This is a genomic window from Desertivirga xinjiangensis (assembly GCF_024436435.1).
Lineage (GTDB): Bacteria > Bacteroidota > Bacteroidia > Sphingobacteriales > Sphingobacteriaceae > Desertivirga > Desertivirga xinjiangensis.
In genome coordinates this window covers 198,362-215,251 of the sequence record NZ_JAFMZP010000007.1, presented here as the reverse complement: position 1 = coordinate 215,251, position 16,890 = coordinate 198,362, and the positions used below count along the sequence as shown (strand labels likewise).

10 protein-coding genes are annotated in these 16,890 nt (G+C 40.7%); 1 reads left to right on the top strand and 9 read right to left on the bottom strand.

The features are described from left to right. Positions 1-25: 25 nt before the first annotated feature. The 9 genes from J3P37_RS17410 to J3P37_RS17370 form a co-directional block, all read right to left on the bottom strand. On the bottom strand, positions 26-1,615 hold the full coding sequence (locus tag J3P37_RS17410) for a PKD domain-containing protein (RefSeq protein WP_256012631.1): 1,590 nt from the start codon (positions 1,613-1,615) through the stop codon (positions 26-28). A 5-nt stretch (positions 1,616-1,620) separates the two neighbouring features. Further along, positions 1,621-2,412 (bottom strand): hypothetical protein, encoded by a 792-nt coding sequence (locus tag J3P37_RS17405; protein ID WP_256012630.1) that lies wholly within the window; start codon positions 2,410-2,412, stop codon positions 1,621-1,623. A gap of 7 nt (positions 2,413-2,419) precedes the next feature. Continuing rightward, positions 2,420-3,955 (bottom strand): SusD/RagB family nutrient-binding outer membrane lipoprotein, encoded by a 1,536-nt coding sequence (locus tag J3P37_RS17400; protein ID WP_256012629.1) that lies wholly within the window; start codon positions 3,953-3,955, stop codon positions 2,420-2,422. A gap of 13 nt (positions 3,956-3,968) precedes the next feature. Next, positions 3,969-6,992 (bottom strand): SusC/RagA family TonB-linked outer membrane protein, encoded by a 3,024-nt coding sequence (locus J3P37_RS17395; RefSeq protein ID WP_256012628.1) that lies wholly within the window; start codon positions 6,990-6,992, stop codon positions 3,969-3,971. Between the two features lie 280 nt (positions 6,993-7,272). Beyond that, the gene (locus J3P37_RS17390; RefSeq protein WP_256012627.1) at positions 7,273-8,493 is read right to left on the bottom strand and encodes an exo-beta-N-acetylmuramidase NamZ family protein; all 1,221 of its coding nucleotides are present in this window, start codon (positions 8,491-8,493) and stop codon (positions 7,273-7,275) included. A 356-nt stretch (positions 8,494-8,849) separates the two neighbouring features. Continuing rightward, entirely contained in the window at positions 8,850-12,251 is a 3,402-nt protein-coding gene (locus J3P37_RS17385; protein ID WP_256012626.1) for an efflux RND transporter permease subunit, read from the bottom strand. Between the two features lie 33 nt (positions 12,252-12,284). Then, the gene (locus J3P37_RS17380) at positions 12,285-13,370 is read right to left on the bottom strand and encodes an efflux RND transporter periplasmic adaptor subunit (RefSeq protein ID WP_256012625.1); all 1,086 of its coding nucleotides are present in this window, start codon (positions 13,368-13,370) and stop codon (positions 12,285-12,287) included. Positions 13,371-13,389: 19 nt separating this feature from the next. After that, complete coding sequence (locus J3P37_RS17375) at positions 13,390-14,730, bottom strand: TolC family protein (RefSeq protein ID WP_256012624.1); 1,341 nt, start codon at positions 14,728-14,730, stop codon at positions 13,390-13,392. A 10-nt stretch (positions 14,731-14,740) separates the two neighbouring features. Beyond that, positions 14,741-15,352 (bottom strand): TetR/AcrR family transcriptional regulator, encoded by a 612-nt coding sequence (locus J3P37_RS17370; RefSeq protein WP_256012623.1) that lies wholly within the window; start codon positions 15,350-15,352, stop codon positions 14,741-14,743. A gap of 160 nt (positions 15,353-15,512) precedes the next feature. Here J3P37_RS17370 and purB point away from each other — a divergent pair, with 160 nt between their 5' ends. Next, on the top strand, positions 15,513-16,856 hold the full coding sequence (gene purB, locus J3P37_RS17365; RefSeq protein ID WP_256012622.1) for an adenylosuccinate lyase: 1,344 nt from the start codon (positions 15,513-15,515) through the stop codon (positions 16,854-16,856). Positions 16,857-16,890: the final 34 nt, after the last annotated feature.

Below are 16,890 nucleotides of genomic sequence, written 5' to 3'. Positions count from 1 at the left end.
TTTAGACAGAGAACATGGAGTTTTTTTATCTTTTAGTATGATCAATGCCAATTCCATAGGGTGCATAACCCTTAATTAAAAACTCTGCCGGTTTACTTCCATCTAACGCATATTTCTTAATTCCAGAATTAGCTCCTGTACCTACTACAGCTCCCAAATTGTTTACATCAGTTACAGCTCTGAATCCATAGTATAAGTACCCTGCCGATCCATCATCCGGGTCGGTATCTAACGCCATTCCGGTAATGCCAAGAATTTCCGTGCCACTACCCTCCTGACTAAGGTTACTAAGATTGTCGATAAGAACAATATTAGCCCCATTGATATCACACCGATATAACCCTGGAGTTAAGTTACCTCCTATCGAATTGACATAAAAGTAAATCTTCCCATTTTTGGAGTCTACCACAAAACTGCGGATCTTTACTTCTTCTAAACTTCCAATTCGTCCTAAAAAGGCATTTGTCGTTAAATTGAATCTATACAATCCTTTACCGTTCGCATGTTTTGAATACCAAATTTCTCCATCCACAACCCGGACACCTCCATCTACCCAATTAAATACAGTGGTAACGCCGGCCGCATTCCCCACAACTATACCGAGCTTTTGAGTGGTTGGATACGTAAGGTCCTGTCCTGTTGTCGAAATAGCTCTTACATTAAAATTCCGGGTGAGGAAATAAAGTATACCAGTTGCAGGATCAATCTCATGAGCAAAAGGATCTTGCTGATAAATCCCTGTGGCTGTTGTGAGCGTAATATCATTAGTACCCCCCAAATTAGTCGAGTAAATGCGTCCGTCAGCATTAGCGGAGGTGATAAACCATGCGTTATTACCTGCTTCAGTTATAAATACCCTATCGTTATAAACACTGAGAGATAATGGATGACTGCCTAAAGAATGAGGCAATTGAGTTGTTACAGGAGCTGTCAATTGCTTAAACTGATACTTATATATCTTTTTCGTGATTATATCAGTAAAGTACAGGGCTTTTGTCAACTCCCCCCTTACATTTACCTGCACTGTAGTGGTCAGTGTTTCCTCTCCGTCATTAAAGGCTAAAGTGACTGTATGAACTCCTTCATTCTGAAAGGTGACTTTTGGCTTTGCTTCAGTAGATACCAGGCCAGGTTCGCCGAAATCCCAGGAATAAGTACCCTCCTGGCCGGGATATTTAAAGACATTTGCACTAAATTCTACCTCAGCCATAATACCAATATTAGCAGGCAGTACAATTTGAGGTTGCATCTTAATCACATTTACCGATTTTGTAACCGAATCGATTTTACCGCCCTGCCAGGCTACAAGGGTTACCTTATACTCACCCGGCAAATCATAATAAATTGTGTCCGGCACTAATGCCTCGCTGCTTTCCCGATCAACCAACCCTTCTTTAGTAAGGGCCTTACCTTCGGGAAATTTCCAAAGATATTTTTCTGAATATTTCGACCTGTTCGTTAACAGAACTTTTGCTGGTGCAGTAATGTCACCCTCAGGAAGAGTAAAATTCACTGCGAAATTACCCTGAGGTTCGATCCTTGAAACCTCATCTTCCTTGCAACCAAACATCAGAAGCATTGAAGATATAAAGTATAATAAACTAAGTTTTCTCATAATTTCTATTGGTATGCCGATTCAAAACTGTTGCTGGTTTCCTTAATTATACCATTTTCCGTGGTAACTCTGACGTTCACTGAAGCGGCCATCACTCCTTCTTTATGTATCTCCTTTAAGCCATTGTCAATTAAATTCTGTTTACTGAGATTTGATCGCAAGAAAGCCTTTCCAATGGCAGAAATAGCTGTTTTTGTACCCGCTGTCATTACATAGTTTCCATCGGGGGCCGTGGGAAATAACCTTGCATATTCCGACACTTTAATAGTTCGTGCTAACTGACTTTTTAAGATCTCAAACGCTTCATCAGGAAGTTGTAGCAACAAACCGGGCCCGGCCAGATCGTACTTGCCCGCACGCTGAGCAAATAATGTGTATCGGGCCGGTATGACGAAGTAATTTTCGTTTGTACGATAGTAGTTTTCCAAGTCATCAGCCGCACCACTACTTACCGTTTTCCAGATATCATTGTTCACAATAGTATCTCTGACAATCAATATTGGATTGGTGTCGTGCCAGGTATTAATAACGGTGTTATCCAATGACAGATAAATACCAAACCTCTCTGATAGCGTATGTGAAAATTCAACCTTTGTTATTTTATCTGACTTATGAGAAGTTGTCGCTGTTACTACCACAATGTCTCCTAAAGCAGGAGTCCGGTTGCTTAACGAAACACTTAACTGGGCTTTATGTCCGCCGCCTAAAGCTCCAATTTCTTCAATTGGATTGTTCTTCTTACAAGACAAACCAACAACCACTAATATTGCGAATAAAAATATTTTACAGTTCTTCATACTCTTATTAGTTTAATTGCGACTTTTCTGCCCACCATACCGGTACGAATAGCCAGTTTCTGGCATTAGCACCGAGCCTTTCCAACTCTCTTGGGTTATAAATAGGTTCTGTTTGAGGATCGTAGGGCATTCTCTGAAGCCATCTTCCGGCAGCATCAGATGTCACATTTTTAGGATAATAAATGCCGGGATAAGCCTTTGCACTGTATTTATACCTCCTCATATCCACCCAACTTTCTGGCTGTAAGTACATCGCAATATATTTTTGCCCCATAATATCGCTTACCGTTAGTTCAGAGGCGTCGTGTTTAACTTTTGAAGAGGATAAATAACCTGTGATTTCGCCCGCACTTACCCCCAATCTCTCCATGTTCAACCTGATTCCTTCTCTATATGCTTCAAAAGCTGTGTTTCTATCATTCTGGTAAAAAGCCGCTTCAGCTTTGATAAAGTATAGTTCTTCTTTCAGGATATATGGCTGAGGAGAATTATCAGAAGTCCAATAGCCATTATATAATTTTGCAAAGTCTTCCATTGCAGGGACTGGAGTATCCTTAGGCCAATTTTTCACTGCCAGACCCTCTGATATCATCGCCCCGTTATAGACTCCTTTAACTCCCGGAGTAGTCAACTTTAGTAACCTGGGATCATATTTTAATCCAGGATCATTAACGGTAAGATAGTTCATAAAGAAATCTGTATGTACAGATGATTCTAAGACGTTAGTTATATCTGCAAAGTTCCACTCAGGTCTGGGAATATCCGGGCCCCACATATTAGTTTCCCAATCCCTGGAAGGAGCTTCCGCATACCTAAACATCGCGTCTGAAAACCCTGCTAAAGCAGCATTAGTAACTGCCAGGACCTCATCGTAGTTTTTTTCAAAACTTGCTGTATGTAACAAAAGTCTGGCTCGTACGGCTTCTGCAAAAGCTTTCCATTTATTAATGTCACCTCCATAAATCAAATCAGCGCTAGAATCCATAACCGGATCTGCAGAAGAGGCACTATTAAGCGCCTCGATACCTTCGTTTAACAGTGATAACACACCTGCATATACGACATCCTGCGTATCATATTTAGGGTAATAGATACCTGTATAAGCCTCCGTATAAGGCATATCTCCAAAAACATCGGTCGCTGTCAGGTAAGAAAAAGCAAGCACTATTTTGCCAACTCCCTTGTAATTATTTGCCCCGTCCCTTTCGGCCCTTTCAATCATCCCTAGACAATTACTGCCGACATCGAAGTAATGCCACCGCCAGGCACCAATTCTCTGTGCTAAAGTATAGTTCCAGTGAACTAATGGCGCAGTGTAACCATTATTGCTACTGTTGTATCTACTATTTAGATAGAGCGAATGATATGATGTGAAACGGGCCTGGGAGTAAATGTGATAAGCCATATTACCCAATATTGCAGGTAATCTAAGATTAGCTTCTGTTGTTACCGGCTGCACCGGATTTACATTAATATCCAACTTACTGCATGATGCAAGCACCACTATCAGCATAATCGATAACGTTCTTAATATTTTTTTCATGTTATAATTGAGGTTAAAATCCAACTGATACACCTAATGAATAAGTCCTTGATACAGGAATTGCACCGAAATCAACACCCATGGTGCTGCCTCCTCCCCCTCCTGCATTTGGTCCTGCACTGTTCACTTCCGGATCCCCACCAGAATAATTTGTAATTAGAATCGGATTTTGTGCAGACAACTCAAAACTAACTCTTGACACTTTCAGTCTGTCAGTATATTTTTTTGGAACAGTATAACCAAGTGTAATATATCTTACTCTGGCCCAATTTACCGTTTCGACAAAGTTGGATCCAACCGACGTATAATTATTGACAAAGTAGTTATAGTCTAACGCAACCTCCTTAGTATTTTTGACATAGGAACCATCTGGCTGTTCAACTACCCCGTTAAACACAAACGCCCGATCTCTCAACTGTCCAACATCGTAGGCGATCCCCCTGGACACCATACCTAATCTGGTCGCATTGTAAACATCGCCTCCAAATCGGAAGTCCCATAAAAAGGATAGATTAAGATTTTTGTAACTGAATTTATTCAGTAAACCAATATTAAACTTAGGTTCCCGATTACCAATATACAACGAGTTATCCTGACGATTGATAACGGGATACCCATCACTGCCGATAACCGTGTATCCTTCATCATTTTTCAGATAATCGCTGCCCACAATACCCAACACCGGTTTATCGATCATTGATGCTCCGTAAGCGGAAGTGTACGGCTGACCGAATGTATAAGGGAATACTTCGATATGTCCGGGAAACTCAAGCATTTTTGAAGTATTTTTCCAAGCATTTAATGTGGTATTCCAGGTAAAGTTTTTAGACTTAAACGGACTTCCGCTTAGAGACATTTCAATTCCCCGGTTTCGAAGTTTTCCAACATTGAAAGTTTGTTCAACAAAACCAGTTGGAAGAGGTACTCTCGCCGTTACTATTTGATCCCGGCTCTCTTTATCATAGTATGTAGCTTCGAGATTTAAACGATTTCTAAACAACCTGAATTCAAGACCATACTCATTTTCTACTGTCGTTTCGGCAACAAGATGAAGATTACCTCCGGTAGCGAAGTTCTGATAACCTCCGCCGATTCCGAGATAAGGGACCAGATTTGTATAAGTTGCATAGATAGGAGCATCCTTACCTACTTTGGCATAACTAACCCTTAACTTTCCAAACCATTCATTTTTATTATCAAACAATTCAGAAAATGTAAAACTACCTGATATCGAAGGCGAATAGAAAGATCTGGCGTCTTGAGGCAACGTAGACGACCAGTCGTTTCGACCGGTGATCCCTAAGCTCAACATATTTTTATAGTCCAGCTTGAAATCACCATATAGAGCATATCGCTGCCGTCTTCTAAAACCTTCTGATGAAACCAGATTCGCTGCTGCTATATTATTTACACTGTAAATGTCGGGAACAACGAAATCCTCACCGCTAACAACATTTGTCTTGGCTTCAAAGTACTCTGAACTAGCTCCTAAAATTAATGTAGCCCTTAGATCATTATTTATCTTTCTGTCAAAACTGGCATTAAATATATTGGTTTGATAAATAAAGTTTCCTTTACTTTCGTATAAACGGCCATCCATAAAACCTGGTGTGCCCGGCACCGTTACATAGCCATAATCCTGGTTATAAAAATCCTGTCCAACTCTATAAGACAGATTGATCCAGTCAACAGGCTTATAGGCGAGATTACCATTTATTACAAATCGTTGCGTTCCTGTGTTCCTTGCATTTTTCATGATCGCCCACATAGGCGATATTCTTGCTGTTTCTTCTACACCACTATTCTCATAGTACTCGTAGTAGGGCTTACCATTATCGTATTGATATCGTTGTATATCGTACCGTAGTGGATACATATAAATACTATTGGCATAACCACCTGAACTGCCTCCTACGATACCTTCCTTAATATTATTGTTGATATAATTTGCTGAAGCTGTTAACTCGATTTTTCTCGTAAGCTTAGTGGTGCCCTTTATTAAGACAGATAATTTATCGGACCTTGTATTGGGAATAATAGAGGAACCATCCCTATAATTACCAGAAAAGTAATAATTGTATTTTTCCGCACCTCCGTTTACGTTAAAGTTTACATCATTAATCTGACCTGTTTCGAAGAATCTGTCGAGGTTATTATATATGAGTTCATCACTTCTAAACTTTCTTCCCCAAGATGAAATAGAACTCTCGTCAAAACCACTGCCTGTACCAGAGGTATATAAGCTTTGTTGCTTCGGAAGACGACCGACCGTCTCTAAAAATGACTTATAAGAGCCATTCATTTGAGTTGTTCCTGATTTCCCCTTTTTTGTTGTAATAATAATAGCACCCGACGCTGCATCAATACCATAAAGCGCAGAGGCAGCCGCACCTTTCAAAATAGAGATGTCCTGAATATCCTCAGGATTAAAATCAGCAAGCCTGTTTACGGTGCCGTCTGTAGATGCATTACTGACCCTAATGCCATCCACGATCATTAACGGTTGATTATCTCCGCTTAGAGAAGATACGCCCCTTAAGATGATCTCAGAAGGAAGGCCAGGAGACCCACCGGAAGAAGTGATCTGCGCTCCGGCAATTTGACCTTGAAGTCCGTTAATAATATTTGACTGATTAGACTCCCTTAAATCTTCTCCTTTCACGGTCTGGACGGAATAAGCTAAAGTTCTTTTATCCCTCTCGATACCCAAGGCCGTAACAACCACTTCTCCAAGAGCCTTGGCATCAGATTTCAAGGCAGCATTGACCACACTTTCTGAACCAATGATCTTTTCCATCGTCAGGGTGCCTATGTACGAAAAAATCAGAACTTGGCCCTGTGTGGCGCGAATGGTGTACTTTCCATCAGTGCCCGTACTTGTAGCCAGAACTGAGTTTTTTATTTTGACAGAAACCCCTGGAAGAGGTAGCCCGTCCTCGGCAGATGTCACCGTTCCTGTAATCACCTTTTCCTGAGCAATTACGTTTAGCGACATCAAGACCAAACCCATAATTAAATTGAGTAGCCTTCTTTTCATAATAAATTAGTGATTGAGTTATATATAGTTAAATTTTTCTTTAATGACGAACAAACAGGCATAATAACGTATCTTAAGATGAATCCCCCCCTCATACTTCTTCAAATTTAATACTTGAATCTGCAACTTTCAAATTTTTTCGACAAAAAAACGCAGAAATTGACATAAAAATTCAACAAATAAGCTAAAACATGCAAAAATCCACAGCAAACTCCTATTATTTCCATCTACACAATCCAAAACTGCGATCCCAAGAATACAAAGTGGATCAAAAAAGCAATTATTGGTAGATCAAATACTTTTTCCGCATATTTTTAAAACCATCCAAGCCTTTTTTCCAGCTTTTTCGGATTCTTTCTTCAGAAAGTCCTGCAACAATCTGCTCTTTAAACTGCTTCACTCCGGCCAACCTGTCGATATTTCCAATTTCCTTACTTTGACTTGAGTCAAAAAACTTTTCTTTGTCCGGATACGCTGCATATAAGTCCATCATCCACTTCAAATTGATTTTTCCTGACTTCCGGAGAGCAGCAACGGTTTCCTGATTGCGTAAATTAAGACCATAACACTCCTCGTTCATATGCAAGGGGGTCTCGCTCATTCCTTTTATACTTTTAGGCGTAAATGAGAAAGTGTATTTCCCTTTCAGCTGCGGATTCCCTAATACAGTAAATGGCGTATACGTACCTCTTCCCTGACTGATGACTGTTCCTTCGAACAGACAGGTCGATGGATAGAGAATAATTGATTCGGGAGTATTAAGATTAGGGGAAGGATTGACTGGAAGATCATAAGGAAGATCATGGGAATAATTGGCAACAGGTATGATTGTAATTTTACACTGCACACCATTAGCCAGCCACTTTTCACCATTGATCATCTTAGCATACTCACCTACTGTCATTCCGTGAGCAATAGGGACAGGATGAATACCGATCCCGGACTTGTTAGCCATATCAAGAATTGGTCCGTCGATCAGGTAACCATGGGGGTTGGGACGATCAAGAATTAGCAATTCCTTCCCGCTCTCAGCACACGCTTCCATCACCCGGTGCATGGTTGCTATATATGTATAGAATCGTGCACCAACATCCTGAATGTCAAAAACCATTAAATCAACATTAGAAAGACTTTCTTTGGACGGCTTGTGATTTTTCCCATATAAAGACACTACTTCTATGCCTGTCTTTGGATCTTTTTCATCCTCTACATGCACACCGGCACTGGCATTTCCCCTGAATCCGTGCTCCGGACCAAAGATCTTCACAATGTTAACACCAAGAGACTTGAGACTATCGACACTATGAGTTTTTCCAATTATTGAGGTTTGATTCACTACCATACCGATTCGCTTACCTTTCAGATAAGAAAGGTATTTGTCAGTCTGGTCAGCACCTGTAATAATAACCGATTTCGCTTTTCGGTCCGATTTCTTTTCTTTGCCTGTTGTTGCAGTTCCTAGCAGGCCCGCCAATAGCGCTAGCAGTAAAGTTTTCTTCATGTATCTAACTATTATGCTTTGTCTAACTCCCCCAGCAAGAGAAGTTAAATTTTATAATTCTTATTTTGGTTAGCTCATGCAACAGATGCACGAACCAAACATAAAGATTAAAATGAAAAGATGCAACAAAACGCAGAAAAAGTTTCACAATACCGCAAAAACTCGCCATTAGCGGGTAAAGAAGCCACGACCGCATTGCGTTTTCTTGCGTTAAATCCAAGAAATTATAGGGGTAGCCTCATAGAGTCAAGAAATCGCACAGCGGCAGCGATCATATTCTACAAATGCAGTGAAAGTTGCACACCACAAAAAAAGGGCGACCACAAGCCGCCCTTCATCAATTAAAGAAGATTTTTTTAAGCTTTATGCTCAGATCCAAAAGTCCTCTTCAAGAAATTTTTAAATTTCCTTGAATTGCTGTTTGCAATGATGTACATACATGGTACCAATACCAGTGTAAGGAAAGTCGCAAAACTCAACCCAAAGATCATCGTCCACGATAGCGGCCCCCAGAAGGCAACGTTATCACCGCCGAAATATAAATGAGGGTTTCCTTCACTGAATAACTTGGCAAAATCCATATTCAAACCAACAGCCAATGGTATCAAACCCAGCATCGTTGCTGTGGCAGTCAGGAGCACCGGTGTCATACGGGTTCTGCCAGCTTCAATAGCTGCGTCTCTTACAGACATCCCCTGCTCTACCATGAGGTCGGTAAATTCAACCAAAAGGATACCATTTCTAACCACGATACCGGCAAGCGCGATGATACCCACACCAGACATTACGATAGACATTTCCATCCGGAAGATGATCATACCCAGTAACACCCCGATCACACTAAAGAGGATCTCGCTCAGGATGATCAATGGCTTACTCACCGAGTTGAACTGCATCACCAGGATAATCAGGATCAATCCGAAAGCGTACATTAAGGCTGATCCCAGGAATGCAGCAGTTTCCATTTGCTCTTCCTGCTCCCCTGCCATCTTAATCTCTACTCCATCCGGTGCTTTAAACTGATTTATCTCTGTCTGAATCTCAGCTACAACCTCATTGGCATTGTAATCACCTAAAACGTTAGAGGATAGAATAATGATTCGCTTCTGCTGCTTTCTCTTGATACCTCCGTAGGTATTTACATAGTCGATTCCTGCAAAGGAGGATAATGGTACCTGACGGATTTGACCACCCATTGCCATATCACGGTAAGTGATCTTCATATTCCTCAACGATTGAAGATTGTTACGCTGATCTTCTTGCGCCCGCACATTGATTTCGTAGTCTTCATCGTCATCTCTGAACTTAGATACTTCTTTGCCATAAATAGCCGTACGTAATTCACCTCCTACCTGACCACTTGATATACCTTCACGATTAGCTCGTTCACGATCGATATCAAAGATGATCTCCGGTTTGTTATTCTGGAAGTCAGATTTCAACTCCTCCACTCCGGCAATTTGCTTGGCGTCAAGATATTTCTTCAAACGATCTGAGGTTCTCACAATTGAATCAAGATTATCACCTGTAATTTCAATTGAAATAGGTTTTGCTGTCGGAGGACCTGATTGCTCTTTTGTAACCGTTACTGCTGCTCCGGGAATTCCCTTAACAGCCTCACGCACTTTATCTAAATACTGCGAAGTGTTTTCACCATCCCGCTTTCCAAATTCAACGAAGGCAACCGTAACCTTACCCCGGTTAGGGTACTCTCCCTGGTCTTCATCCTGAGGATCAGTAACACCAACTGTTACGTTGGAAATTATCGAAGAGACGATTTTGTTATTCTTGCCGCCAACGGCTTCAGTAACTTTAGTTTCGATCTTCTTAATAACCTCATTAGTATATGCCTGATCTGTACCTACTGGTAATTCGGCGTATACGTAGATAAAGTTCGGGTCCGACTCTGGAAAGAATACCACTTTTGGAGGCACTATTCCTGTAAGAACGATTGAGAAAATGAACAAACCAATGGTACCAAAAATCATTGTCCGCGGACGGGCCAATGCCCAGGTTAGCAGCTTAACATAACGCGCCTGGAAACGAGGCCAGACATTCTCCTGGAAACGTTTAACCGCTCCGGTAAGGTAAAAATGGTTAAGCAGATAAAGTAAGGCAAGGAACACAAAGAAGTTACCTGCTCCGAAACTGAACAGATAAGCTATACCCGCTAAAACTAATAATACTATAAGTGCCCGTTTAACCGATCTGTCAAATGTTGGCTTATGATGCTCCTCTTCTAAATGAGGCTTCATAAAATCGACTGCAAACACAGGATTTATGATATATGCTACCAAAAGCGAAGCAAGCAGGGTTATAATAAGAGTTACCGGCAGGAAGAACATAAACTCACCGATAATTCCAGGCCAGAACAATAAAGGCACAAAGGGAGCAAGCGTTGTCAATGTTCCGGAAAGCACCGGAAGGAACACCTCTCCTGCTGCCATCTTAGCTGCCTTCACAATAGGCACTTTTCCGTTATCAAAGATCCGGTGTGTATTTTCAATTACCACAATAGCATCATCCACTACTATACCCAACCCAAGCAGGAAAGAGAAGAGCACGATCATGTTCATAGTAAAACTGAACCCAAATAGCGCTCCTAAAGCTGGCATGGTTAAAAATGCCACAAACATGGACAGGGGTACCGACAGCGCAACAAACAATGCATTAGTTACCCCCATAAAGAACATCAGGATCACCGTTACCAGGATAAATCCGATAATAATGGTATTGATCAGGTCGTGTAAGGTAACCCGCGTTTGATCTGACTGATCTCCTGTAAGGGTAATATCAAGATTCTTAGGCAAAGTAGTTCCCTGCATTTCCTTGATCAGAGCGTTGATCTTATCAGATGCCTCAATTAAGTTTTCACCGCTTCGTTTTTTAACGTTCAAGGTGATAACGTTCTTTCCGTACAAACGTGCATAACTGTTTTGTTCCTTGAAGGAATCCTTAACATCAGCTATATCCTTTAAATATACTGCTGCACCCGTAGGCGTTTTGATCACGATGTTTGCAATCTCCTCAGCACTTTTGAAATCCTTTTTTACGTTTAGCGTACGACGCACCCCGTCCATTTTTACCGAACCGCCCGAAATGGTCATATTTTCATATTTCACGGCCATCTCAATATCACCGAATGAGATCTGCGCAGCAGCCATTTTATTCAGGTCTACATTGATCTGAACTTCGGGATCAAGCGCTCCTACGATATCGACCCCTGAAATCTCTTTAAGGCTTTCAATCCTGTCTTCGAGATCGTCCGCATACTTCTTCAGCGATTTTAGATCATAGTCGCCGGAGATATTTACGTACATGATAGGAAGGTCAGAAAGGTTGATATCCTGAACATCCGGATCATTGGGTAGATCATTAGGAAGGTCCTGTCGTGCTTTATCAACCGCATCCTTCACCCGCTGTTTTGCATCTTCAATTTCAACACCGGTATTAAATTCCGCTGTGATTATCGAAAAATCCTGATAGGAATTTGAGGTTATCTTCTTCAATCCCTTGGTTCCCCTGAGCTCCTTTTCAATCTGTTTTGTAACCAGGTTTTCCATATTTTCCGGAGAAGTACCCGGATATACGGTCGTCACGAAGATCTTCGGGATAATGATTTCCGGAAAGTTTTCCTTCGGCAAGTTATTGTAAGCGTTCAAGCCCAGTACTGTTACAATAAAAGTCAGCACATAAATGGCCATTTTATTGTCTATCGCCCAGCTTGAAGGCTTAAACTCTTTATTTACGTCTTTCATTTAAAAAGAAATTACTTATTATTTATTAAGCGACTAAAACCTTAAAGTATCGCCTTCATTCAGATCCTGGAAGCCCAGGGTTACAACTTTATCTCCTGCCTTTAAGCCAGATATTACCTGCGCCTGACCATCAGAAACTTTTCCGGTTTTGATATCGACTTTTTTAGCCTTCCCATTATCAGAAACAAAAACATATTCGCCGCTTTCTGATTTTTGAATAGCGTTTACGGGAATAGTAATCGCATCATTAACCTTGTAATCGACTATCTTAAGGATTGCAAGCATGTTAGGGCGGTAGTTTTTTCTGCTCGGCAACTTCACTTCCACACCAAAGCTCCTTGAGGCTGGATCGATCACTTTTGAAGCAAAGGTTACTTTAGTTTGTAAACTATCTGGTACATCTGGTAATACCACATTTACTTCATCACCTGAGTTTACCCTTCCGGCATAAGATTCAGCCACTTCGGCCTTTACTCTTAAATTACTGGCATTTACTACCGTGATACCCGGCATTCCCGGATTTATCGACTGTCCGAGTTTCAGATCCATTTGATCTACCGTTCCTGAGATCGGCGACTTCATGCGGTACATAGCTAACTGAGAGCGAAGCACAGCAATCTGTCTTTCTACACCTTCTTTTTGAGTTTTTGCATTCAGGTACTGAACCTCTGTTCCGATTTTTTGATCCCACAGATTTTTCTGACGCTGATAAAGCGTAGTGGCCAGCTCTAACTGTGTCTGCAACTGCGCTACATTCTGGCGAAGCACCTTATCGTCCAGCTGAGCCAACACTTGCCCTTTACTAACGTTTTGACCGGCTCTAACGTAAATAGCTGTAATTACACCGGGAGTTTCAGAACTAACCTGAACGTTCTCTTGTGCATCCACTTTGCCCTGTACTTCAACATAACTTTTAAAAGTTACCGGACGCAGTTCAATCACAGAAACATCCGCTGTTTCGATGTTCTTAGTACCGCCTACTTCTTTTTCAAGTTCTGCAATCTGAGCGTTGATAGCGGTTCGCTGCTTTTTTAATTCCGCTAATTCTGCTTTTTTATCTTTAGGTTTCCCGCATGCTACGACAAACGCTAATACTGTTAAGTAAATTAAGTTCTTCATTATTTTATTGAGTGATCGGTTATTGTATACGCCCGTAAGCATTATCTAAGTCTACTTTACTTACCAGAGCATCATATAATGCCTGGATATAATTATTTTCTGCCTGTTCAAGTTCGGTTTGCGCCTGGGTTACTTCGATGCTCGAACCAACTCCTTCCTGGTATTTAATCTTCGAAACGCGAAGTACTTCCCTTGCAAGCTCCATGTTGGCCTTTTGATTATTAAGGGATTTCATGCCGTTTTGATACATGATCCTTGCTTGTTCTTGCTGTAAGAGAATACCGTTCTTGGCGGTGTTAAGGATGTTATCAGTTTTTTTAACCTCAACCTGAGCCTGTTTGATCTGATATTTTCTTTGAAACCCACTAAAAATGGGAATATTCAGTTGCAGTCCAACTACAGTCATAGGAAATCTCTGGTCAAACAAATCCCTGAACTGATCAGCCTGATATTGATAAGAAGAATTTCCAAAAGCCGAAAGAGTTGGCAAATACTCAGATTTTAGTCTTTGAACATTCAAATCGTTTAGCTTACGTTGAGTTTCTAACAACCCATATTCGATTCTATTTTTATAAGCAGATGTATCAACAGCAATTGAAGTGTTTACATCCATATTTATTGCCGAAATTTTGTCTTTCACCTTTAGATCATCTGTCACCGGCATCCCCATCTGGAATTTCAGCATCTGCGTGGACAACACAAGCAATCTTTCTGTATTTTCACGGGTGGTTAACAAATTATTGTAAATAACACGAAGCCTGTCTAAATCAATTTTTTCAACAAAACCTTGTTTGTTCAACTCTGTAGTTTCCTTCAACTGTTGCTCCAATTGGCTCACATTAGCATCAAGCAAGCGAATCTGCTCATTACTAACCAAAACCTGGTAATAGGCTTTGGTTACTGAAACAGTCGTAGAAATCTTAGTACGATTATAATTTCTCTCGCTCAGTTCTTTGTAAGTACGCGACGCCTTAAGGCCAACCAGATAGCTGCCGTTAAAAAGCAATTGATTAACTGCCAGCGCTGCATTACTTTGATATTTTACACCAAACTTAACCGGTACAAAAGTGCCTGGCTCTCCAACGAAGTCGCCCGGAATAAGTGTGGTAGGTATCTTCAAATAATCCTGAAACTGCGCACTTCCACTAACCTGCGGTAAGCCAATTCCAATAGTTTCCTTAACCTTATAATTAGCACTTTCAATATCTAGTTTGGCATTCTTTATTGAATCCTGGTTTTCATAAGCATATTGTAAACATTCCTGCAAGTTAAACTGGAATGTTCGTCCTTGCGGATTTTCCTGGGCTCGTATATCGAAGCCGCTAAGAATTACAAGGGTGACAAGTAGGATTTTTCTCATAAATCTTAAATTATTCTTCTGTTATTTGTTTGTATTTGTTAATAAGCTTATGTCCCTTTAATGTGCATAAGCCGTGTAAGTAATGCTCTGTTATTTCTGTCATCACCTGCGACAAATTATATTTACCTGGAGCGAAAGCCACCTGGTTAAAGATCATATCCACCTGTTCCATTCTCATAATCGAAATAATCTCCATGTTTATCTCTTTCCTGAACAACCCTTCATCAATTCCCCGTTGCAAATTTTTCTCAATGCATTTTCGCACGTAATCGTACCTGTAGTTCCTGAAAAGCTCCCAGGTTTTGGGGTGATATTTTTGCATATCAAAAAATAGCATCGGATTCATCTTAGAGAGCAGATCCTGTAAATGTGTTACAACTAAAAAAATTTCTTTTACTGCGTCTTCAGCCTCCGCTTCGTTTTCTTCCGAAATACAGTCCTCCCGGCTTAACATTTCGGCTACCACTGTATTAACGAGTTCTTCCTTATCCTTAAAATGCAGGTAAATAGTCTTTTTAGATATTCCCAGATGCTTTGCAATGTCATCCATAGTCATCCTTTTGATACCATACTGACAAAACAATGCCTCTGTACTAGTTATAATTCTTTCCTTTAATTCCATTCGTGTTTTACCCCAATCATAACAGCGGACAAAACTAAGGAAACTTTTTTCTTATCCAAAGTTTCCTAAAGAAATTTAACGGAGACTTAAAAGGTCGGAATACATTTAAGCGTTACGGGTTAAAAAGGAAAAACGTAACTTTGCCCACCAAATTTTTTGTATGAGCTTATCCCCATTATATGCTATTTCTCCGGTTGACGGACGTTATAGAAAAACCACACAAGAACTTGCAACTTACTTTTCAGAAGCAGCTTTAATTGAATACCGCGTTTATGTAGAGATTGAATATTTTATCGCTTTATGCGAAATACCTCTTCCTCAACTGCAAAATTTCCCTAAAGAAAAATTTGATGATCTGAGAAAGATCTATGAGCGTTTCCATGAAGATGATGCCCAGCGAATCAAAGACATTGAAAGTATCACAAATCATGATGTTAAGGCTGTTGAATATTTCATTAAGGAGAAATTTGACGCTCTTGGACTAGCTGAGCATAAAGAATTTATTCACTTTGGATTGACTTCCCAGGATATAAATAACACCTCTATCCCCCATTCATTTAAGCTGGCTATAGAAAAATCATATCTGCCTGCTTTGCACGACCTGGTAGAACAACTTAAGAAACTGGCGGAGGATTGGAAACATATTCCGCTTTTAGCGCATACTCACGGTCAGCCTGCCTCTCCCACCCGTCTTGGCAAAGAGATCCTGGTGTTTGTTGAACGTCTGGAGTCGCAACTGGCACTATTCAATCACATTCCTTTTTCAGCAAAGTTTGGAGGTGCAACGGGTAACTTCAACGCCCATCATATAGCTTACCCGCAAATAGACTGGAAGGTATTCGGAAATGAATTTGTAAATAAAAGATTAAAGCTTTCCAGATCCCAATACACTACGCAAATTGAGCATTACGACAACTTTGCGGCTCATTGCGATGCATTGAAGCGTATAAACAACATCCTGATTGACCTTGACAGGGACATGTGGACCTATATCTCCATGAACTACTTCAAGCAAAAGATAAAGGCAGGAGAAGTTGGTTCATCTGCCATGCCTCATAAGGTTAATCCTATCGATTTTGAAAACTCAGAAGGTAACCTGGGCTTGGCAAACGCTTTATTTGAACACCTGGCAGCCAAACTTCCTATTTCAAGACTTCAACGCGATCTAACAGATTCAACCGTTCTAAGGAACATCGGTGTTCCGGTAGCGCATACGCTTATTGCTATTAAATCAACACAAAAGGGATTAGGCAAATTATTGTTAAATGAGGATGCCATAAGACAGGATCTGGAGGATAACTGGCCGGTAGTTGCTGAAGCTATACAGACGATCTTACGGAGAGAAGCATATCCAAACCCGTATGAAGCATTGAAAGAACTTACCCGCACCAACTCTAAAGTAAATGCAAATATTATTTCTGAATTCGTGGAGACTTTGGATGTATCTGATGAGGTGAAAAAGGAGATCCGGCAGATCAGTCCTTCTACTTATACCGGCATTTAATAACACTTTGTCTGGGACCTGTAAAAACTTCCGA